This is a genomic window from Aeromicrobium sp. Leaf245 (assembly GCF_942548115.1).
Classification (GTDB): domain Bacteria; phylum Actinomycetota; class Actinomycetes; order Propionibacteriales; family Nocardioidaceae; genus Aeromicrobium.
The window spans coordinates 363,454-382,699 of the sequence record NZ_OW824151.1 but is presented as its reverse complement, the minus strand read 5'-3'; the positions used below and the strand labels follow the sequence as shown (position 1 = coordinate 382,699).

At 70.4% G+C, this 19,246-nt stretch carries 20 protein-coding genes; 13 read left to right on the top strand and 7 right to left on the bottom strand.

Annotated elements, in window-relative coordinates; genetic code table 11:
* The first annotated feature begins 11 nt into the window (after positions 1-11).
* Positions 12-1,154 carry an acyl-CoA dehydrogenase family protein gene (locus tag NBW76_RS01850; protein ID WP_056556999.1) on the top strand — a complete coding sequence of 381 codons (1,143 nt, stop codon included), beginning with the start codon at positions 12-14 and terminating at the stop codon, positions 1,152-1,154.
* 60 nt (positions 1,155-1,214) lie between these two features.
* Here the strand turns inward: NBW76_RS01850 and NBW76_RS01845 are convergent, their stop codons facing one another.
* Positions 1,215-2,159, bottom strand: coding sequence for a TerC/Alx family metal homeostasis membrane protein (locus NBW76_RS01845; RefSeq protein WP_055962206.1), 945 nt, complete (start codon positions 2,157-2,159; stop codon positions 1,215-1,217).
* A 192-nt stretch (positions 2,160-2,351) separates the two neighbouring features.
* On the bottom strand, positions 2,352-3,080 hold the full coding sequence (locus NBW76_RS01840) for a MerR family transcriptional regulator (protein ID WP_164468786.1): 729 nt from the start codon (positions 3,078-3,080) through the stop codon (positions 2,352-2,354).
* Positions 3,081-3,154: 74 nt separating this feature from the next.
* Here NBW76_RS01840 and NBW76_RS01835 point away from each other — a divergent pair, with 74 nt between their 5' ends.
* The 11 genes from NBW76_RS01835 (at position 3,155) to NBW76_RS01785 (ending at position 13,535) form a co-directional block, all read left to right on the top strand.
* The gene (locus NBW76_RS01835; RefSeq protein WP_056557003.1) at positions 3,155-3,751 is read left to right on the top strand and encodes a thermonuclease family protein; all 597 of its coding nucleotides are present in this window, start codon (positions 3,155-3,157) and stop codon (positions 3,749-3,751) included.
* Positions 3,739-4,365, top strand: coding sequence for a hypothetical protein (locus tag NBW76_RS01830; protein ID WP_156364907.1), 627 nt, complete (start codon positions 3,739-3,741; stop codon positions 4,363-4,365). The genes NBW76_RS01835 and NBW76_RS01830 overlap by 13 nt, the downstream gene beginning before the upstream one ends.
* 108 nt (positions 4,366-4,473) lie before the next feature.
* Positions 4,474-5,688 (top strand): acetyl-CoA C-acetyltransferase, encoded by a 1,215-nt coding sequence (locus tag NBW76_RS01825; RefSeq protein ID WP_056557009.1) that lies wholly within the window; start codon positions 4,474-4,476, stop codon positions 5,686-5,688.
* 19 nt (positions 5,689-5,707) lie between these two features.
* Entirely contained in the window at positions 5,708-7,894 is a 2,187-nt protein-coding gene (locus NBW76_RS01820) for a 3-hydroxyacyl-CoA dehydrogenase NAD-binding domain-containing protein (RefSeq protein WP_055962188.1), read from the top strand.
* Positions 7,895-7,968: 74 nt separating this feature from the next.
* Positions 7,969-8,205 carry an alanine:cation symporter family protein gene (locus NBW76_RS01815; protein ID WP_235493088.1) on the top strand — a complete coding sequence of 79 codons (237 nt, stop codon included), beginning with the start codon at positions 7,969-7,971 and terminating at the stop codon, positions 8,203-8,205.
* 112 nt (positions 8,206-8,317) lie between these two features.
* Positions 8,318-9,310: an ABC transporter substrate-binding protein gene (locus NBW76_RS01810; protein WP_056557015.1), complete on the top strand. Its 993-nt coding sequence runs from the start codon at positions 8,318-8,320 to the stop codon at positions 9,308-9,310.
* A complete protein-coding gene (locus NBW76_RS01805; protein ID WP_056557018.1) occupies positions 9,307-10,362 on the top strand; it encodes an iron ABC transporter permease in 1,056 nt (351 codons plus the stop codon). Before NBW76_RS01810 ends, NBW76_RS01805 begins: the two co-directional genes overlap by 4 nt.
* On the top strand, positions 10,359-11,402 hold the full coding sequence (locus tag NBW76_RS01800; protein WP_235493091.1) for an iron chelate uptake ABC transporter family permease subunit: 1,044 nt from the start codon (positions 10,359-10,361) through the stop codon (positions 11,400-11,402). The genes NBW76_RS01805 and NBW76_RS01800 overlap by 4 nt, the downstream gene beginning before the upstream one ends.
* Positions 11,399-12,265 (top strand): ABC transporter ATP-binding protein, encoded by an 867-nt coding sequence (locus NBW76_RS01795; protein ID WP_056557021.1) that lies wholly within the window; start codon positions 11,399-11,401, stop codon positions 12,263-12,265. The genes NBW76_RS01800 and NBW76_RS01795 overlap by 4 nt, the downstream gene beginning before the upstream one ends.
* 61 nt (positions 12,266-12,326) lie before the next feature.
* Positions 12,327-13,016, top strand: a complete 690-nt coding sequence (locus tag NBW76_RS01790) for a class I SAM-dependent methyltransferase (RefSeq protein WP_055962173.1) — start codon at positions 12,327-12,329, stop codon at positions 13,014-13,016.
* A 63-nt stretch (positions 13,017-13,079) separates the two neighbouring features.
* On the top strand, positions 13,080-13,535 hold the full coding sequence (locus NBW76_RS01785) for a VOC family protein (RefSeq protein ID WP_056557025.1): 456 nt from the start codon (positions 13,080-13,082) through the stop codon (positions 13,533-13,535).
* 43 nt (positions 13,536-13,578) lie between these two features.
* Here NBW76_RS01785 and NBW76_RS01780 read toward each other — a convergent pair whose 3' ends face one another.
* The 4 genes from NBW76_RS01780 to NBW76_RS01765 all read right to left on the bottom strand — a co-directional run bounded on the left by NBW76_RS01780 (position 13,579) and on the right by NBW76_RS01765 (position 17,772).
* Positions 13,579-15,045 carry an amino acid permease gene (locus NBW76_RS01780; protein WP_082482077.1) on the bottom strand — a complete coding sequence of 489 codons (1,467 nt, stop codon included), beginning with the start codon at positions 15,043-15,045 and terminating at the stop codon, positions 13,579-13,581.
* Between the two features lie 49 nt (positions 15,046-15,094).
* Positions 15,095-16,573 carry an SDR family oxidoreductase gene (locus tag NBW76_RS01775; protein ID WP_056557028.1) on the bottom strand — a complete coding sequence of 493 codons (1,479 nt, stop codon included), beginning with the start codon at positions 16,571-16,573 and terminating at the stop codon, positions 15,095-15,097.
* A gap of 76 nt (positions 16,574-16,649) precedes the next feature.
* Entirely contained in the window at positions 16,650-16,973 is a 324-nt protein-coding gene (locus tag NBW76_RS01770) for a 4-fold beta flower protein (protein WP_055962160.1), read from the bottom strand.
* 100 nt (positions 16,974-17,073) lie between these two features.
* Entirely contained in the window at positions 17,074-17,772 is a 699-nt protein-coding gene (locus NBW76_RS01765) for an aspartate/glutamate racemase family protein (RefSeq protein WP_056557031.1), read from the bottom strand.
* 46 nt (positions 17,773-17,818) lie between these two features.
* On the opposite strand from NBW76_RS01765, the gene NBW76_RS01760 reads away from it, so the two are divergent.
* Positions 17,819-18,247 carry an OsmC family protein gene (locus tag NBW76_RS01760; protein WP_056557034.1) on the top strand — a complete coding sequence of 143 codons (429 nt, stop codon included), beginning with the start codon at positions 17,819-17,821 and terminating at the stop codon, positions 18,245-18,247.
* A gap of 1 nt (position 18,248) precedes the next feature.
* Here the strand turns inward: NBW76_RS01760 and NBW76_RS01755 are convergent, their stop codons facing one another.
* Entirely contained in the window at positions 18,249-19,172 is a 924-nt protein-coding gene (locus tag NBW76_RS01755) for a serine/threonine-protein kinase (protein WP_055962150.1), read from the bottom strand.
* Positions 19,173-19,246: the final 74 nt, after the last annotated feature.

Below are 19,246 nucleotides of genomic sequence, written 5' to 3'. Positions count from 1 at the left end.
AAGAGGACCCCATGAAGCGCACCATCTTCGACGCCGACCACGAATCCTTCCGCGACACCGTCCGCACGTTCTGCGAGAAGGAGATCGCGCCGCACCACGACCAGTGGGAGAAGGACGGCATCGTCCCCCGCGAGGTCTGGGAGAAGGCCGGCGAGCTGGGCCTGCTCGGCTTCATGATGCCGGAGGAGCACGGCGGAGGCGGCATCGACGACTTCCGCTACAACGCGATCCTGTCCGAGGAGATCACCCGGGTCGGGGCGAGCGGCATCGGCTTCGTCATCCAGACCGACCTCGTGTCCGGCTACCTGCTCTCCTACGCCACCGACGAGCAGAAGGCGCGCTGGTTCCCGAAGTTCTGCAGCGGCGAGATGATCACGGCCATCGCCATGACCGAGCCGGGCACCGGCTCGGACCTGCAGGGCATCAAGACCCGCGCGGTGCTGGAGGGCGACGAGTACGTCATCAACGGCTCCAAGACCTTCATCACCAACGGCATCAACGCCGACCTCGTGCTGGTCGTCTGCCAGACCGACCCCGAGGCCGGCGCGATGGGCTTCTCGCTCATCGCGGTGGAGCGGGGCACGCCCGGCTTCGAGCGTGGTCGCAACCTCGACAAGATCGGCCTGAAGGCCCAGGACACCGCCGAGCTCTACTTCGAGAACGTGCGCGTGCCCAAGGAGAACCTCATCGGCGAGCCCGGCCAGGGCTTCATCTACCTGATGGAGAAGCTGCCCCAGGAGCGTCTCTCGATCTCCGTGGTCGCAGCCGCCGCGTGCCGCGCCGCGATCGACATGACGCTCGACTACGTCAAGGAGCGCAAGGCGTTCGGCAAGCCCGTCGGCTCCTTCCAGAACAGCCGCTTCGTGCTGGCCGAGCTGGAGACCGAGGCGAGGATCGCGCAGGTGTTCGTCGACGAGTCGATCACGCAGCACAACCGCGGCGACCTCACCGTCTCCGACGCCGCCATGGGCAAGTGGTGGACCACCGAGCTGCAGAAGAAGACCGTCGACAAGTGCCTCCAGCTGCACGGCGGCTACGGGTACATGAGCGAGTACCCGATCTCCAAGGCGTACCTCGACACCCGCATCCAGACGATCTACGGCGGCACCACCGAGATCATGAAGGAGATCATCGGGCGTTCCATGGGCCTGTGACCCTCGGCGTGCCGACGGGCACCACGCGGCCTCGGCCGCGTGGTGCCCGTCCGTCCTAGGTCACGCCTGGCGCTCGGACTCCTGCTCCTTCGCCTTCTCCCGACGGTAGGAGGGGAGGGAGGCCAGCACGCCGGCGCCGAGGATCAGCACCACGCCGCCGAGCGACCACTCGGGCCCGACCTTGCCGAAGATCTCCCCGTAGGTCATCTTCGCGGCGATGAACACGAGCAGCGCGGCGAGTGCGGCCTTGAGGTGGCGCAGTCGCGCCACGAGCTCGGCCACGAGGAAGAACAGCGGCCGCAGGCCCAGCAGCGCGAACGCGTTGGCGGCGAACACGACGTAGGTGTCGGTGGTGATGCCGAGGATCGCGGGAACCGAGTCGACGGCGAAGATGATGTCGACGACGGCGATGGCCACCAGCGCGGCGCCCGCCGTGGTCAGCATGCGCTTGCCGTCGACCTTCGCGAGGAGCTTGTCGCCGTGGTCGCCCTCGGCGATCGTCATGCGGTTCTTGACGCCCTCGATCAGCTTCTCGTCACCGTCGTGGTCGTTGCGGTGACGCCACAGCCGCAGGCCCGTCCAGGCGAGCAGCGCGGCGAACGGGTACGTCAGCCAGGAGGCGGCGTCGAGCGCGGCGGCACCGACCAGGATGAAGATCAGCCGCAGCACCAGGGCGAGCACGATGCCGTACGTCAGCAGGCGCACCCGCTTCGGTGTCGGGATGGCGAAGGCGCCGAAGACGACGAGGAAGACGAACACGTTGTCCAGCGACAACGACTTCTCCACGAGGTAGCCGGCGAGGTAGGTCGTGGACTGCTCGGTGGTGCCGAACAGGTAGAGAACGCCGCCGAAGGCCAGGGCGATCGCGATCCAGACGATGCTCCAGATAGCGGCGACGCGCGGCGGCATGTCGTCGCGGGCCCGCACCAGGATCAGGTCGACGACGAGCAGGATCGCCAGGGCGGCGAACAGCAGGGTCCAGTCCAGAGGAGTGCCGAGAGGCATGAGGGAACGTCCTTCGCGGTGCAGTGTCAGGTCTGACAGGGATCGCGAAGGTTTCTCCACCCGGGAGGGCCACCTGGTGCGGATCCGGATGGCCGGACCGTGCTGACGCACCCAGGTCGACGGGATACTTCCCTTCGATGTGCACGAGTTTACCGAGTGCCGCGAAACGTCGCAGCACGAGCGGACGTGACGTCAGTCGCGGTCGTTGGCCTTGCGCCGCACGGTCCGCCGCTTCTCGTCGTCGACGGCCTCCTCGTACGCGGTGACGAGGGCCTGCACCGTCAGGGGCTTGAACCGCTCGATCATCGCGGTCATCAGCTCGGGCGGCTGGCCCGACGCCACCAGCTGCGGCCACACGGACGTGCGGAACAGCTCGGTCAGCTCGATCGCGAGCGCGCGCCCGTGCTCGGTGACCATGCGCCGCGCGGCGAGCGCGGCGTCGACGGGAAGGCCTGCGTCGAGGAACCCCATGCCGACGGCCAGGTGGGCCGGCGCGAGGCGGAACACGTCCTCGGTCGGGGTGGGCTCGACCACGCCGATGGCCACCAGGACCTCGAGGTCGTCGTCGCTCAGCTGGCGTCCGGCGCGCTTCTCGAGCATCGTCCGGTCGAGCGTCTCGGGCATCTCGGGCGTCCAGGGCGCGAGCAGCGTGCGGTGCAGCGCCACCTGCTCGGGCGTCGCGTCGGCCGGGATCTGCTCGAGGTAGCCCTCGATCGCCGCGAGCGTGAAGCCGTGCGCCTGCAGCTCCTTCACGAGCTCGAGGCGGGCCAGGTGGTCGGGGCCGTAGTAGCCGTTGCGACCCTCCCGGCGCGGCGGCGGGATCAGCCCGCGCCCGGCGTAGAACCGGACCGTGCGGACCGTCATGTCGACGCGCGTGGCAAGCTGCTCCACGCTCATCGTCTCCGTTGCCTGAGGACTCACCCGGCAGAGCGTAGTACCCGGTGTGCGAGATCGACGGATGCGAATGAGGCGTTCGTTCCACTACGGTCCCTGACATGGACAAGCTCTCGGGGAAGAACTCGGCACTGCTCATGGTGGTCGTCCTGGTGCTGGGAGGTGTGCTCTGGGCAACCGGGCTCACCGACAAGATCACCGGGGCGACGAAGGGATCGTCGTCCGAGTCGTCCTCGGGCGCGGACCGTCCGTACGACGCGATCGAGATGCGCGTCCGGAACGTGGCCGACAGCGGCACGTTCACCGCCACGGTCGTCACCACGTCCCGCTACGCGGACAAGGGGCTCGCCGCGTACGGCGACGGCCGCGTCACGGTGCGGCTCTACGGGGTCGACACGCCGGGCGCCAGCTACCGCCAGGAGTGCTACGCCGAGGAGGCCAAGGAGTCCCTCGAGAAGCGACTCTCCGAGTCCTCGCAGCGCATCTGGGTCAAGCCCGGTCGTGACGACCGCCGAGGCCGCGCCCTGGCCTGGGTGTGGACGAAGGACGGCGAGCTCCTGCAGGAGAGCCAGCTGGCCGACGGTGCCGCGACCCTGCGCGACGACGCCACCTTCGCCCCGTACGAGAAGCAGGTCACCGCAGCGGAGGCCAAGGCCGAGAAGGCGAAGACGGGACTGTGGGGCGCGTGCGGGTCCTGAGCGCGGTCCTCGCGCTGCTCCTCCTCGCGGGGTGCAGCGACCCGGCGCCGACCCCGCCGACGCCCGAGCAGCGCGCCGACGCCGAGGCCGAGGTCGAGGAGCTGGCGCCGGACGCCTGGGGCCTCGGCGCGCCGATCGCCGAGGCACGTCAGGACATCTGCCAGGAGGGGCAGCAGAGCTCCAAGGTGAGTGAGGTCGACTCGGCCTGCACGCTGGGCCGGTCCTGGATCGTGCCTGCTGCCGCGTCCCGCTCCGACGTCGCCGGGGCGATCGACGACCTGAGCGACCGCCTCGCCGACGCCGGCTGCGAGAGCGCCATGCGCGGCGGTCTCGGCGTGGCCGCGCGCTACTGGCGGGAGGGCGTGCAGTCGGAGCCGGGATCGCTCCCGGGGTCGAGCTTCCGCTGCGGGTCGCGCGGCGTCGACGTCGCGACCGTGAGCCCCGAGCAGTCGAGGCCGAGATCGATCGTCTCGGTGGGCGACCTGACCGGCGGCACCGTGGGGGAGAAGGACACGGACGACTTCGGGTCCGACGTGCGCCGCGAGGTCGAGGCCAGTGGGCAGGCGCTCCTGTGGCAGATCACGGTCACGCAGACCTACGCCGTGCGACGCTGAGCACAGCGTGACCCGCGTCACGATCCGGCAGGCCCCTAGCAACTCTGACAGTTGTGGTGTCACAATCGGCACCGAAGGTTCTACACGAAGGACACTGAGGACACTGACATGACCGAGGCATTCATCTACGACGCGATCCGCACCCCGCGCGGACGCGGCAAGAAGACCGGCTCCCTGCACGAGGTCAAGCCGATCTCGCTGCTCAACGGGCTGCTCGACGAGATCAAGACCCGCAACCCCGCCCTCGACGCCAACCAGGTCGACGACGTCGTCCTGGGCGTCGTCTCGCCCGTGGGCGACCAGGGCGCCGACATCTCCCGCACCGCGGTCCTGGCGGCCGGCTTCGGCGAGCAGGTCGCCGGCGTCCAGCTGAACCGCTTCTGCGGCTCCGGCCTCGAGTCGGTCAACCAGGCCTCGGCCCGGGTCAAGTCCGGCTGGGAGGACCTCATCGTCGCCGGCGGCGTCGAGTCCATGAGCCGCGTGCCCATGGCCTCCGACGGTGGCGCCTGGGCGATGGACCCCCGGACCGCGCTCGACACCGACTTCGTGCCCCAGGGCATCGGCGCCGACCTCATCGCGACCCTCGAGGGCTTCAGCCGCGACGACGTGGACCAGTTCGCCGCCGAGTCGCAGGCGCGCGCCGCCAAGGCGATCGCCAACGGCTACTTCGCGAACTCCGTCATCCCCGTCAAGGACGTCAACGGCATGACGATCCTCGACCACGACGAGTTCGTGCGCGAGGGAACGACGGCCGAGTCCCTCTCGGGCCTCAAGCCGTCGTTCAAGGACCTCGGCGACTTCGCCGGGTTCGACGCGGTCGCGCTCGAGAAGTACACGACGGTCGAGAAGATCAACCACGTCCACCACGCCGGCAACAGCTCCGGCATCGTCGACGGCGCCTCGCTCGTGCTCATCGGCAACGAGAACGCCGGCGAGCGTCACGGGCTCACGCCCCGCGCCCGCATCGTCTCGACCGCCGTCATCGGCTCGGAGCCGACGATCATGCTGACGGGCCCCGGCCCCGCCTGCCGCAAGGCGCTCGACAAGGCCGGCCTGTCCATCGAGGACATCGACCTGATCGAGATCAACGAGGCCTTCGCCGCGGTCGCGATGAAGCTCATGCGCGACCTCGGCGACTACCCCCACGAGCAGACCAACGTCAACGGCGGCGCGATCGCCATGGGCCACCCCCTCGGCGCCACCGGCGCGATGATCCTCGGCACGCTCGTCGACGAGCTGCACCGCCGCGAGAAGCGCTACGGCATGGCCACGCTGTGCATCGGCGGCGGCATGGGCATCGCCACCATCGTCGAGCGCGTCTGACCCCCAGGAGAGACAGATCATGACTGAAGCAGTGCGTTACGAGGTCGAGGGCGGCATCGTCAACCTCGTCATCGACGACCCCGACCAGAGCGCCAACACGATGAACGACGCCTACGCGTCGTCCATGGCCAAGGCCGTCGACCGTCTGGTCGACGACATCGCCAAGGACGCCGACGCCGTCAAGGGCGTCATCATCTCCTCGGCGAAGAAGACCTTCTTCGCCGGTGGCGACCTCAAGCTGATGACGCAGGCCACCCCGGCCGACGCGCAGAAGCTGTTCGACAACGTGGAGGGCATCAAGGCCACGCTCCGCAAGCTCGAGACCTCCGGCAAGCCCGTCGTCGCCGCCATCAACGGCGCCGCGCTCGGCGGTGGCCTGGAGATCGCGCTCGCGGCCCACCACCGCATCGCGGCCGACGTCCGGCTCGAGGTCGGCCTGCCCGAGGTGACCCTCGGCCTGCTGCCCGGCGGCGGAGGCGTGACCCGCACCGTGCGCATGTTCGGCCTGCAGGACGCGCTCATGAACATCCTGCTCCAGGGTCCGCGCATGCAGCCGGCCAAGGCCAAGGAGATCGGCCTCATCGACGAGATCGTCCCCGCCGACGAGCTGCTCTCCGCAGCGAAGGCGTGGATCGAGTCGGTCCAGGGCGACGCCGACGCGGCCACGCAGCCGTGGGACCGCCAGGGCTACCGCATGCCCGGTGGGACCCCGTCGAACCCGAAGCTGGCCGCCAACCTGCCCGCGTTCCCGGCCATGCTGCGCAAGCAGACCAAGGGCGCGCCCTACAAGGCGCCGCGCAACATCCTCGCGGCTGCCGTCGAGGGTGCGCAGGTCGACTTCGAGACCGCGAGCCGCATCGAGTCCCGCTACCTGGTGGAGCTCCTCGTCGGCCAGCAGTTCAAGAACATGACGCAGGCGTTCTTCTTCGACCTCGGCTCGATCAACGCCGGTGGCTCGCGTCCGGCGGGCGTGGAGCCCAAGAAGTTCACCAAGGTCGCCGTCATCGGCGCCGGCATGATGGGCGCGGGCATCGCCTACGTCTCGGCGCAGGCGGGCATGGAGGTCGTGCTCAAGGACGTCTCGCGCGAGGCGGCCGAGAAGGGCAAGGCCTACAGCGAGAAGCTGCTGGCCAAGAAGCTCGAGCGCGGTCGCACCACGCAGGAGAAGGTCGACGCCTTCCTCGCGCGCATCACGCCCACCGACGACTACGCCGACCTGGAGGGCTGCGACCTCGTCGTCGAGGCCGTCTTCGAGTCGGTCAAGCTCAAGCACGAGGTCTTCGGCGAGATCCAGAAGGTCGTCAAGCCCGACGCCCTGCTCGGCTCGAACACGTCGACGCTGCCCATCACCGGCCTGGCCGAGGGGGTGGAGCGTCCGCAGGACTTCATCGGCATCCACTTCTTCTCCCCGGTCGACAAGATGCCGCTCGTGGAGATCATCGCCGGTGAGCAGACCGACGACGCCGCGATCGCCGGCGCGCTGGACTACGTGCAGCAGATCCGCAAGACGCCGATCGTCGTCAACGACAGCCGCGGCTTCTTCACCAGCCGCGTCATCGGCACCTTCGTCAACGAGGGCATCGGCATGCTGTCCGAGGGCGTCGACCCGGTCTCCATCGAGCGGGCCACCACCATCGCGGGCTTCCCCGCGCCGGTGCTCCAGCTCAGCGACGAGCTCAACCTCGAGCTGATGACGAAGATCCGCAACGAGTCCAAGGCGGCCGTCGAGGCCGAGGGCGGCACGTGGGTCTCCGACCCGGGCGAGCAGATCATCGACACGATGATCGAGCTGGGCCGGCCGGGCCGCCTGAAGGGTGCGGGCTTCTACGACTACGAGGACGGCAAGCGCGTCGGCCTCTGGTCGGGCCTGCGGGAGCAGTTCCCGACGGCCGAGACGCAGCCCGACTTCGAGGACCTCAAGGAGCGTCTGACGTTCCGCATGAGCCTCGAGACGATCAAGTGCCTCGAGGAGGGCGTGCTGCGCACGGTGCCCGACGCGAACATCGGCTCCATCTTCGGCATCGGCTTCCCGGCCCTGCAGGGTGGCGCGATCCAGTACGTCAACGGCTACGAGGCTGCCGACGGATCGATCGGCGTCGAGGCGTTCACGCGTCGCGCGCAGGAGCTGGCCGCCACCTACGGCGACCGCTTCGAGCCCCCGGCGCTGCTGCTGGAGAAGGCGAAGAACGGCGAGAAGTTCGCCTGACCACACCTCGACGAGGCCCCCACGACCCTGCGGTCGTGGGGGCCTCGTCATGAGGTGACGATCCGATGTGGGACGTGCGTCACCGAGCCCAGCTCACCGAGCGCCTCCTCCAGATGATCTCCTGCGTGGTCACCGTGCTCGGCTCCGTCGTCACGCTCAGGGACGTGATCACGCTCGCGGACTCGATGCTGTTCCTCTGTGCACTCGTCAACATCTTCGGCCTCTACCTGCTCCTGCCGGTGGTGCGCCGGGAGGTGCGCGAGTACTGGGCGGACAAGAAGGCCGACCGGCTGGTGCGCGCCGACTCCTGAGTCGACGCGTTCCGGGACGGGGCCCGGGACGTGACGGCTCTCACGTCGCTTGCAGAGATGAGGCTTGCCTAAGTTAGTGTGTCCTTCGGAATCGTCCCCGAAAGGACTCCCGATGACCCTGCGCCCCCCCATCGTCCTGGCCGCCGCGGCCGCCCTCGTGCTCGCCGGCTGCGGCATGACCACCGAGAGCGGGGAGGCGTCGGGCGAGAACGCCTGGACCTACACCTCCGGCGACGGCAAGACCTACACCGCGGAGAAGATGCCCGAGCGGATCATCGCGCAGGGTGAGGCCGCCGCCGCGCTCATCGCACACGGCATCGAGCCGGTCGGCATCTTCATCAACCAGCCGCTCGAGGACACGAAGGCGCTCGAGGGCGTCGACGTGTCGGGCATCCCGATCCTCGGCGAGACCTGGGGCACGATCGACGCCGAGAAGGCCGCGGCGCTGAAGCCCGACCTCATCGTCACCACCTACTGGAGCACCGAGAAGGCATACGGCGGCTTCGAGGACGGGGTCAAGGAGAGCAGCAAGAAGGTCGGCAAGCTCGCCCAGGTCGTCGGGCCCACCGCCGACCAGTCGGTCGAGGAGATGCTCGACGGCTTCGAGGAGCTCTCCGAGTCCCTCGGCGCCGACCTGGAGTCCGAGCAGATCGCCGCCGACAAGGCGGCGTTCGAGACGGCGCGCGACCGGTTCAAGGACACGGTGGCGAAGGCCGAGGGGCTGTCCGTCCTCGGGGTCTCGCCCGCCGACGACCTGCTGTACGTCGCGGTGCCGAAGCACTCCGCCGAGCTGGCCGACTTCAGCCGCTACGGGCTCGACATCACCGTGCCGGACTCCCCGGACCCGGACTTCCCGTACTGGGAGAACCTGTCGTGGGAGAACGCCGACAAGTACCAGCCCGACCTCATCCTCATGGACGACCGCACCTACGACCAGGCCATGAAGATCGTCGCGAAGCAGCCCACGTGGACGAAGGTCAAGGCTGCCGAGGCCGGCGCGGTCACCCCGTGGCCCGCCTTCTGGATCAGCACGTACCGCGCCTACGCCGAGCAGCTCGACATCCTCAGCGACGTGGTCGAGAAGGCCGACCCGGACCTCACGTGAGCACCACGCTCCAGCGCTCGACGTCGACCGAGGCGCCCGCGCCCCGGCACCGGTCGGCGGCGGGCCTCGGCGTGGGCGTGCTCGTGCTGCTCGGGGTGCTCGCGGTCGTCACGTTCGTCAGCATCACCATCGGGGCACGCGGCGTGGGTCTGGGCACGATCTGGACGGCCTTCACCGACTACGACCGGGCGTCGGCCGAGCAGACGGTCATCCGGGAGCTGCGGGTTCCGCGCACCCTGCTCGGCCTGCTCGTCGGGGCGGCCCTCGGCCTCGCGGGTGCGCTGCTGCAGGGCGTCACGCGCAACCCCCTCGCCGACCCCGGGATCATGGGCATCAACATGGGTGCGGCCACCGGCATCGTCGTGGCCGTCATGGTCCTCGACGGCATCAGCCAGTCCGCGTCGGTGTGGGTGGGCTTCGCGGGGGCCGGCATCGCCACCGTGGTGGTCTACGGCGTCGCGTCGTTCGGCCGCGAGGGAGCCACGCCGGTGAAGCTCGCGCTCTCCGGCGCCGCCGTGAGTGCCGCGCTCTACTCCGTCACCACCGGCATCACCATGACCGACGTCGGCGCGCTCAACGAGCTGCGCTTCTGGCAGGTCGGCTCGCTCAGCGGCCGGTACCTTCCGGTGCTCGAGCAGACCTACCCGTTCCTGGTGGCCGGCATCGTCGTGGCGATGCTGCTGGGTCGCGCCCTCAACGGACTGGCGCTCGGCGACGACCTGGCCGTGGCCCTCGGCCAGCGGGTGCGCCTGACCCGGGTGGTCATCTTCGTCACGGTCGCCCTGCTGGGCGGCGCCGCCACCGCCGCGTGCGGACCGATCGTGTTCGTCGGGCTGATCGTCCCGCACGTGGCCCGCGCGATCTGCGGACCCGACTACCGCTGGATCCTGCCCTACACCCTGCTGCTGAGCCCGGTGATCCTGCTGTCGGCCGACGTGCTCGGACGGGTGCTGGTGAGCCCCAGCGAGCTCCAGGTCGGCGTGGTGCTCGGGGTGCTCGGTGCGCCTGCGTTCATCGCGCTCGTCCGCTACAAGAACCTGGCCCAGCTGTGAGCGCCGCGACCACGCCCCTGCGCGACGCGGTCCGCGCGCAGCGCCGCGGCCACCGAGCCCGGACGACGGCCATCACCGCAGGTCTCGCGGCGCTGGCGTTCGCGCTGTTCGTGGCGACCATGATGATCGGCACCTTCCGGCTCACCGCCTGGGAGGTGGTCGGGAGCGTCTTCCGGCTCACGGACGACCCGAGCGTCGACTTCATCGTGCTCGACCTGCGCCTGCCCACGGCCGCCACGGCGGTGGGCGTGGGCCTCGCGCTCGGTGTCGCGGGCCTCGTCTTCCAGCGGCTGCTCGCCAACCCGCTGGCCTCGCCCGACTTCGTGGGCATCTCCGGTGGCGCCAGCCTGTTCGCCGTCTCGACGATCCTGTTCTCCACGTGGGGTGCGGTCGCGACGTCGGGCATGGCACTGCTCGGGGCCGTGCTCGCCGCCGTCGCGGTGTACCTGCTGGCCTGGCGCGACGGCATCACCGGCTACCGGTTCATCCTCATCGGCATCGGCCTGTCCGAGCTGTTCGTGGCGCTCACCGGCTACGTGATCGCGAAGGCCGAGCTGAGCGACGCGCGCGAGGCGATGACCTGGCTCGTGGGCTCGGTCGGCTCGGCCGGCCCGTTCGAGCTGCGCGCGCTGCTGATCGGCGTCGCGGTGCTGCTGCCGGTCGTGCTCGTGCTGTCGCGGCGGCTCGGCGCGCTCGAGCTCGGCGACGACGCGGCGTCCGCGCTCGGCGTGAGCGTGGAGCGATCGAGGCTCGTCCTCCTCGCGCTGTCGGTCGTGCTCGTGGCGCTCGCCACCGCCGCGGCCGGCCCCGTCGCCTTCGTGGCGCTCATCTCCGGACCGATCGCGATCCGGCTCGTCGGCAACGCCGCCAGCCTGCCGGCGGCCGCCTTCGTCGGTGCCGTCATCGTGCTCCTGGCCGACCTCGTCGCGCAGCACGCCCTGCCCGTCGCCCTGCCCACCGGGGTGATCACCGGCGCCGTCGGCGCCCCCTACCTCATCTGGCTGCTCGCCACCGTCAACCGGGAAGGACGCGGAGGATGACCACCACCAGCACCGGCCGCACCCATGACCCCCGCACCCATGAGCTGAGAGCGCAGGACCTCACGCTCGGGTACGCCGAGACCGACGTCGTGTCCCGCCTGGACGTGGAGATCCCGCCCGGCCGGATCACCGTCATCGTCGGCGCCAACGCGTGCGGCAAGTCGACGCTGCTGCGGGGCCTCGCCCGGCTGCTCAAGCCGCGCCACGGCACCGTCCTGCTCGACGGGACGTCGGTGCACGAGCAGCGCTCCGCCGACGTCGCCCGCATCGTCGGCCTGCTGCCGCAGACGCCCGTCGCTCCCGACGGCATCACGGTGGCCGACCTGGTGGGTCGTGGCCGCTACCCGCACCAGGGATGGTTCCGCCGCTGGAGCCCGGAGGACGACAAAGCCGTCGCCGAGGCGCTGGAGGCCACCGGCACCGCCGACCTCGCCGACCGCCCGATCACGGGGCTGTCGGGCGGACAGCGCCAGCGCGTCTGGGTGGCCATGGCACTCGCGCAGGACACCGACCTGCTGCTCCTCGACGAGCCCACCACCTACCTCGACATCAACCACCAGGTGGAGCTGCTCGACCTGCTCACCGACCTCAACCGCGAGCACGGCAAGACCATCGCGATGGTGCTGCACGACCTCAACCTCGCGTTCCGCTACGCCGACCACATCATCGCCATGAAGCACGGCGAGATCGTCGTGGAGGGCAGCCCGTCCGACGTCATCGACGCGGCCGTGGTGGAGGACGTGTTCGGGCTCGCCTGCCAGGTGGTGCCCGACCCCGTGAGCGGCACGCCGCTCGTCGTGCCGCGCAGCCGTCACCACGTCGGCGGGCTCACGTCCGAGGCGGAGTCACCGGCCGCCGTCTGAGTCGGTCGACGTTCGTCCAGGGCTCATGGCACGTTCACGACCGCGCCCTAGCGTGCGAGCCATGGCCGGACTACGCGAACGCCTCGCCCGTCGGATCTGGACGCCACCGCCCCCACCGAAGCCGCCGCGCGACCCCGAGCTGGTCGCGCTCGACCGGCTGCGCGACGCGTGGAAGGACGGGCCCGTCCGTGACGACCGGATCAACGAGCACCTCGCGCTCGTGCTCGACAAGTCCGGCGTCCCCGGCGGGCGCGTGCTCGAGATCGGCGGCCGAGGGCACCCGCGTCACCGGGTGTTCGACGCCGACCGCTTCGAGTACCTCAACCTCGACCTCGCCGAGACCGGCCCGGGCGTCATCATCGGCGACATCACGCACTGCCCCGAGATCCCCGACGCCACCTTCGACGTGGTGCTCAGCGTCGACGTCTTCGAGCACATCGACCGGCCGTGGCTCGCGGGCGAGGAGATCGTGCGGATCCTCCGGCCCGGGGGCCTCGTGTACACCTCGACGCTGTTCAGCTGGCGCTACCACCCGTGCCCGATCGACTACTGGCGCTACACGCCCGAGGCGCTCGCGTTCCTGATGCGCGGCACCGACACGATCGACCAGGGCTTCGACGCGACCGAGCGACGTCGCGACGTGCGCAAGAAGGCCGCGGAGGACCCGATGCCCTTCGACGCGCTCGGCGGCTGGCGCGAGAACGTGCGCGTCTTCCACGCCGGGGTGAAGCCGAGGCCCCGGCCGGCCTAGTGGTCACCGGTCAGCACGTTGACCACTGCCGGCGCCTCGAGCCCTGACGAGGACACTTGCACCATGACCACCGTGGTGAGTGTCGCCCACACCGGAATCACTGTTCGCTCGCTCGAGACGGCTGCGGCGTTCTGGGTGGGGGCCCTGGGCGCCGAGGTGGAGCGCCGGTTCGTCCTGGACGGTGCCTTCGCCGCCGACGTGACCGGTGTGGCTGGAGCTCGAATCAGCGCAGCGGTGCTCGTGCTGGGCGGTCACCGGATCGAGCTGCTGGAGTACCTCGAGCCGGCGGGCCGACAGCACCTGGAGCCGAGGCCCAACGATCTCGGTTCCTGGCACCTCGCGCTCGATGTCACTGATCTCGACCGCACCGTCGCGCGGTGTGGTGAGCACGGGTGGCGACTGGCGGGAGCCATCGGGACGATGACGACGGGTCCTCGAGCCGGAACACGGTTCGCCTACCTGCACGACCGCGACGGCGCGACATTGGAGCTGATCCAGGGGCTCGCACGCACGCCCTGAGCGTGGTTCGACCCGCTGCCTCCAGACGTGTCGACCGGTGAGACTAGTCGGCCTTGCCGGCTGCCTCGTCACGACCCAGGCGTGAGTGCGTGCGGCCGTACACGAAGTAGAGGACGACGCCCAGCACCATCCACACGAGGAACCGCAGCCAGGTCTCGACCGACAGGTTCACCATGAGCCAGACGCACGCGGCGATCGCGAGGATCGGCACGAGCGGGACGCCCGGGACGCGGAAGGAGCGGTCGAGGTCGGGCCGGGTGCGGCGCAGCACGATGACGCCCGCCGAGACCACCACGAACGCGAACAGCGTGCCGATGCTCACCAGCTTGCTCAGCTCCGACAGCGGGACGAAGCCGGCCAGCACGGCCACGAACGCGCCGGTGATGATCGTGATCTTGTAGGGGGTGCCGAAGCGCGGGTGCACCTTCGCGAGGCCCTGGGGCAGGAGACCGTCGCGCGACATGGCGAACAGCACGCGGGCCTGGCCGAGCATGAGCACCAGCACCACGGTCGTGAGCCCGGCCACCGCGCCGACGGAGATGATCTTGCTCGCCCACTCCAGGCCGTTGGCCGAGAACGCCTCGGCCAGCGGTGCGGCGGTGTTCATCCGGTCGTCGCTGTACTTGAGCATGCCGGTGACGACGAACGCGACGGCCGCGTAGAGCACGGTGACGATCGCGAGCGAGCCCAGGATGCCGCGCGGCATGTCGCGCTGCGGGTTGCGGGTCTCCTCGGCCGACGTCGCGACGATGTCGAAGCCGATGAACGCGAAGAACACCACGGAGGCGGCGGCGATGATGCCGTAGATGCCGAACACGGTCGGCTCGACGCCGAAGATCGTCTGCAGGAGCGTGGAGTCCAGCCCCGACTCGCCCGAGCTGGGCTTCGACGGCGGCACGAACGGCGTGAGGTTGGAGGCCTTGATGAAGAACAGGCCGGCGACGACCACGAACAGCACCACGGCGACCTTCACCACGACGAGCACGCTCGTGAACCGACCGGAGAGCTTGGTGCCGAGCACGCCCAGCGCGGTGAGGGCGACGACGATGGCGATGGCACCGAAGTCGGGACGGGCCGCGTCACCGGCGAGCCACGTCGGCAGGTCGAGGAGCGACTGGAGGTAGGCCGACCAGCCGCGGGCCACGACCGCCGCGCCCAGCGCCAGCTCGAGCACGAGGTCCCACCCGATGATCCAGGCGATCAGCTCGCCCAGCGTCGCGTAGGAGAACGTGTACGCGCTGCCCGCGACGGGCACGGTCGACGCGAACTCGGCGTAGCAGACCGCCGCGAGAGCGCAGGCGATGCCGGCGAGGACGAAGGAGATGACGATCGCGGGACCGGCACTCCGGTAGGCCTCCTGGCCGGTCAGCACGAAGATGCCGGTGCCGATCATGACCCCGACGCCGAAGACCGTGAGGTCCCAGGCGGAGAGGTCCTTCCTCAGCCGATGGTCGGGCTCGTCGGTCTCGGCGATGGACCGCTCGACGGACTTGGTGCGGAAGAGGCTCACCGGGTGATCCTGCACCCGACGATTGCGGCGCGCAACCGTGCCGGTGGGGTCAGGCGGTCCTCGCCGCGTCGAGCTGCTCCGCGGCCTTCGCGATGTTGCGCTGCATGGAGCCGAAGATGATGCCGTGGAAGGGCAGGATCGCCCACCAGTAGGCGTGCCCGAGCAGACCACGGGGGTGGAAGAGCGCGCGGTGGTGGAACGTCGTGCTCCCACCCTCGGTCGAGCCCACCTGCAGCTCCAGCCAGGCCAGCCCCGGCACCCTCATCTCCGCCCGTAGGCGCAGGAAGGCGTGGTCGTCGGTGGCCTCGACGCGCCAGAAGTCGAGGGCGTCGCCGACCACGAGGTCCTTGTCGTTGCGCCGGCCGCGACGCAGCCCGGGCCCGCCGACGAGACGGTCCAGGATGCCGCGCACCCACCAGGCGAGCGCCCAGGAGTACCAGCCGTTGCGTCCGCCGATGCCCTCGATGATCGTCCAGAGCGACTGGGGGGAGGCGTCGACCTCGCGCGTGCGCTCGTCCTTGTACAGGGAGCCGCCCGCCCAGTCCGGGTCGGACGGCAACGGCTCCGACGGCGCACCGGCGGTCGCCGCCGATGACCAGCGGGTGGGGACGTCGAGGTTCTGGATCTTGGTGAGCGCGAGCTCGACGGCACGGTCGAAGCCGATGAGACCCTCGGGCGGGTCGGGCACGTACTGCTCGATGTCCTTCTCGCTCGCGACGACGGTGTTCTTGAGCGACTCGACGAGCGGACGGGCGATGCTCGCGGGCACGGGGGTGATGATGCCGACCCAGTGGCTCGACAGGCCGGGCGACAGGATCGGGACGGGGAGCACCCGCCGCTTCGGCAGCCCCGCGACGGCGGCGTAGCGCTGCATCATCTCGAAGTAGGTGAGGACGTCGGGTCCACCGATGTCGAAGGCGCGGTTCACGTCGGCGGGCATGTCGGCGCTGCCGACGAGGTAGCGGAGCACGTCGCGGATGGCGATGGGCTGGATGCGGGTGTGCACCCACTTCGGCGTCACCATCACGGGCAGCCGCTCGGTGAGGTAGCGGAGCATCTCGAACGACGCCGAGCCCGAGCCGATGACGATGCCGGCCTGCAGCACGGTCGTCGGCACGCCCGACGCGAGCAGCACCTCGCCCACCTTCTTGCGCGACGCCAGGTGCTCGGACAGCTGCTCGTCCTCGGGGTCCATGCCGCCCAGGTAGACGATGCGGCTCACGCCCGCGGCGGCGGCCTCGTCGGCGAAGCTCTGGGCGATGCGGCGCTCGGTCTCGGCGAAGTCGTCGCCCGAGCCGATGGAGTGCAGCAGGTAGTAGAGGACGTCCACGCCGTCGAGGGCGCGGCGCACGTCCTCGGGCTCCGTGGCGTCGCCCTGGGCGACGTCGACCCGCTCGGACCACGCGTGGGCGCGCGCCTTGGTCTCGTCGCGGACGAGGACGCGCACGTCGTGCCCGGCGTCGAGGAGCTGGGGGACGAGGCGGCCGCCGACGTAGCCGGTGGCACCGGTGACCAGGGAGAGCGTCATGTCCCCATCGTCGGGGACCCCGAGCGCCGGGGCATCCCGAGCGGGTCGAGGTCACACACCGGTCTATCCGGTGGTGTCAGCCGGCCCGGTGCAGCTGCTCCACGTCGTCGTAGGCGAACCGGTTGGGGAACTCCAGCGGCGTGGTGGGCCGCCCGGAGGGCTCGGCACGCTCGGGGTGCTCGACGTCGGCGCTGCACACCCGGTTGCCGCAGTCGTTGCGGCGCACGAGCCGGTCGCCCACGACCGACCCGAGGTAGTGACCGCGCGCGTCGACGACGTCGGTGCCCTCCCAGGGCATCCAGCCGATCCAGCGTCCGGCCGTGTCGAACACGTGCTCGTCGTCCCAGGCGCGTCGGAACGCGATGACGTCTCCGTCGAGGTCGTACAGGTACACGCTCATGTGGTCAGGCTCCCGAGATGGTGCTGGTCTTCTCCCCTCCTTGACGGTATGACGACACGATGATGACGCGGTGAGAACGCACCAAGATGATCCCGATGGACTAGTCAGTCCTGGCCAGCGCACGCTCGACGGCCGTCTCGACGTGGATCCGGGTGGTCGCGAAGACCGGCACCGGACTGTCGTCGGCCGAGACGAGCAGCTCGATCTCGGTGCAGCCGAGGACGATCCCCTCCGCGCCGTCGGCCACCAGTCGGCCGATCACGTCGGCGTACGCGGCACGTGAGGTCTCGCTGACGATCCCGCGCACGAGCTCGTCGTAGATCACCCGGTGCACGGTCGCGCGGTCGTCGGCGCCGGGCACCAGGACCTCGATGCCGTGCCGGGCGAGGCGCTCGCGGTAGAAGTCCTGCTCCATCGTGAAGGCGGTGCCGAGCAGGCCGACCCGGCCCAGTCCGGCGTGCCGCACCCGTTCGGCGGCCGCGTCGGCGATGTGCAGCACGGGCACCGTCACGGCGGCCTCGACGACGTCGACGACCTTGTGCATCGTGTTGGTGCAGAGCAGCAGCAGCTCTGCACCCGCCTGCTCCAGCCGCTGCGCTCGGTCGGCGAGGAGCGCGCCGGCCTCCTCCCAGCGGTCCGTGGACTGGAGGGTCTCGACGTCGGCGAAGTCGAGCGAGTCGAGCAGGACGCGAGCGGAGTGCACGCCCCCGAGCCGCTCGCGGACGAGCACGTTGGCGAGCCGGTAGTACTCCGCCGTCGACTCCCAGCTCATCCCGCCGAGCATCCCGATCGTGCGCATCACGTCCTCGTTCCCGGGGCTCCCACCCCTGTTGCAGGATGGTCCCATGAGTGATGCGTCCGCGACCGAACAGCACCGTCAGGTGGGCCTGGAACGACTCGACCGCGGCCGCTACCGCGTCACCAACGCCCGGGGCGGGCAGATGGTGATCGGCGACGGCTCCGGCGACGACTTCACGCCCGTCGAGCTGCTGCTGGCCGCGATCGCGGGCTGCACGGCCATCGACGTCGACCTCATCACCACCAAGCGGACCGAGCCGGAGCGGTTCGCGGTGACGGCCTCGGGCGAGAAGGTCCGCGACGACGACGGCAACCGGATGGACGATCTACAGGTGCGCTTCGACGTGGCGTTCGGCGAGGACGAGGAGGGCGCGAAGGCGGCCGGCCGGCTCTCCGACGCGATCGCCAAGTCCCACGACCGGCTCTGCACGGTGAGCCGCACGGTCGAGCTGGGCACGCCCGTCGACACGCAGTAGGTCAGCGCAGGCCGTACCAGGTGGCGGTGGCAGCAGCGGCGAACAGCAGCAGCGCGGCCGGCACCACCACCCACGTCGGCCAGCCCGGCCGACGACGCGGGCGGTGCCCCGACGTCACCCGCTCCAGCTCGACGGCGAGCGCCTCGGCCGACGCGTGCCGGTGGTCCGGGTCGCGTGACAGGGCGCGGTCCAGCACGGCGTCGAGCCGCGACAGCAAGGGGGAGGCGGCCGCGCCGCGGGTCCGGGCGAGACCACGGGGCCGTTCGCCCTCGGAGCGTCGCAGGACGGCGGCGGCGTCGGGCACGTCGAAGGGGAGCGCACCCGTGACGAGGACGAAGGTCACGACCGCGAGCGCGTACACGTCGGTGCGGGCGTCGATGCGTCCGCCCGACGCCTGCTCCGGCGCCATGTACGCCGGCGTCCCGGTGGTCACGGTGAACCCGGTGGCCTCCGCCAGCCGCTTCACGCTGCCGAGGTCGGCCACCAGCACGCGGCCGTCGTCGGCGACCAGGAGGTTGCCCGGCTTCACGTCCCGATGCACCACACCCGCCGCGTGCAGCACGTGCACCGCCCGGCAACCCTCGACGGCCAGGCGCACCGCTTCAGCCGGCGCGAGCGACCCGTCGGCCACCGCGTCGAGCGAGCCGCCCCCGGCGAAGTCCATGACGAAGTAGGGCCGGTCGGTCCCGTCGAACGTCTCGGTGCCGATGTCGTGCACCCGCACGACGCGGGAGCTCTCGAGCCGTCGCAGCAGACGCGCCTCGGCCAGGAAGCGTTCGCGCACGTCGGCGTGGTGGGCCCAGTTCTCCGCCAGCACCTTCACCGCCACCGGCACCTCGAGCTCGGTGTCGTAGCCCCGCCACACCGTGGCGAACGCGCCCGACCCCTGGACCGCGTCGAGCCGGTACCTCCCGATCTGCCTCATCACGGGACAGTATGGTCGCTGGCGTGGCCCCCGGCGGTGAGCCCGGCGGGGGTGCCGGGCCGTGGACGGCAGAC

Coding starts and splice junctions, on each gene's coding strand:
- NBW76_RS01850 (WP_056556999.1), top strand. CDS start 12: ATGAAGCGCACCATCTTCGACGCCGACCACGAATCCTTCCGCGACACC.
- NBW76_RS01845 (WP_055962206.1), bottom strand. CDS start 2,159: ATGCCTCTCGGCACTCCTCTGGACTGGACCCTGCTGTTCGCCGCCCTG.
- NBW76_RS01835 (WP_056557003.1), top strand. CDS start 3,155: ATGGACAAGCTCTCGGGGAAGAACTCGGCACTGCTCATGGTGGTCGTC.
- NBW76_RS01825 (WP_056557009.1), top strand. CDS start 4,474: ATGACCGAGGCATTCATCTACGACGCGATCCGCACCCCGCGCGGACGC.
- NBW76_RS01820 (WP_055962188.1), top strand. CDS start 5,708: ATGACTGAAGCAGTGCGTTACGAGGTCGAGGGCGGCATCGTCAACCTC.
- NBW76_RS01810 (WP_056557015.1), top strand. CDS start 8,318: ATGACCCTGCGCCCCCCCATCGTCCTGGCCGCCGCGGCCGCCCTCGTG.
- NBW76_RS01795 (WP_056557021.1), top strand. CDS start 11,399: ATGACCACCACCAGCACCGGCCGCACCCATGACCCCCGCACCCATGAG.
- NBW76_RS01790 (WP_055962173.1), top strand. CDS start 12,327: ATGGCCGGACTACGCGAACGCCTCGCCCGTCGGATCTGGACGCCACCG.
- NBW76_RS01785 (WP_056557025.1), top strand. CDS start 13,080: ATGACCACCGTGGTGAGTGTCGCCCACACCGGAATCACTGTTCGCTCG.
- NBW76_RS01775 (WP_056557028.1), bottom strand. CDS start 16,573: ATGACGCTCTCCCTGGTCACCGGTGCCACCGGCTACGTCGGCGGCCGC.
- NBW76_RS01770 (WP_055962160.1), bottom strand. CDS start 16,973: ATGAGCGTGTACCTGTACGACCTCGACGGAGACGTCATCGCGTTCCGA.
- NBW76_RS01765 (WP_056557031.1), bottom strand. CDS start 17,772: ATGCGCACGATCGGGATGCTCGGCGGGATGAGCTGGGAGTCGACGGCG.
- NBW76_RS01760 (WP_056557034.1), top strand. CDS start 17,819: ATGAGTGATGCGTCCGCGACCGAACAGCACCGTCAGGTGGGCCTGGAA.
- NBW76_RS01755 (WP_055962150.1), bottom strand. CDS start 19,172: ATGAGGCAGATCGGGAGGTACCGGCTCGACGCGGTCCAGGGGTCGGGC.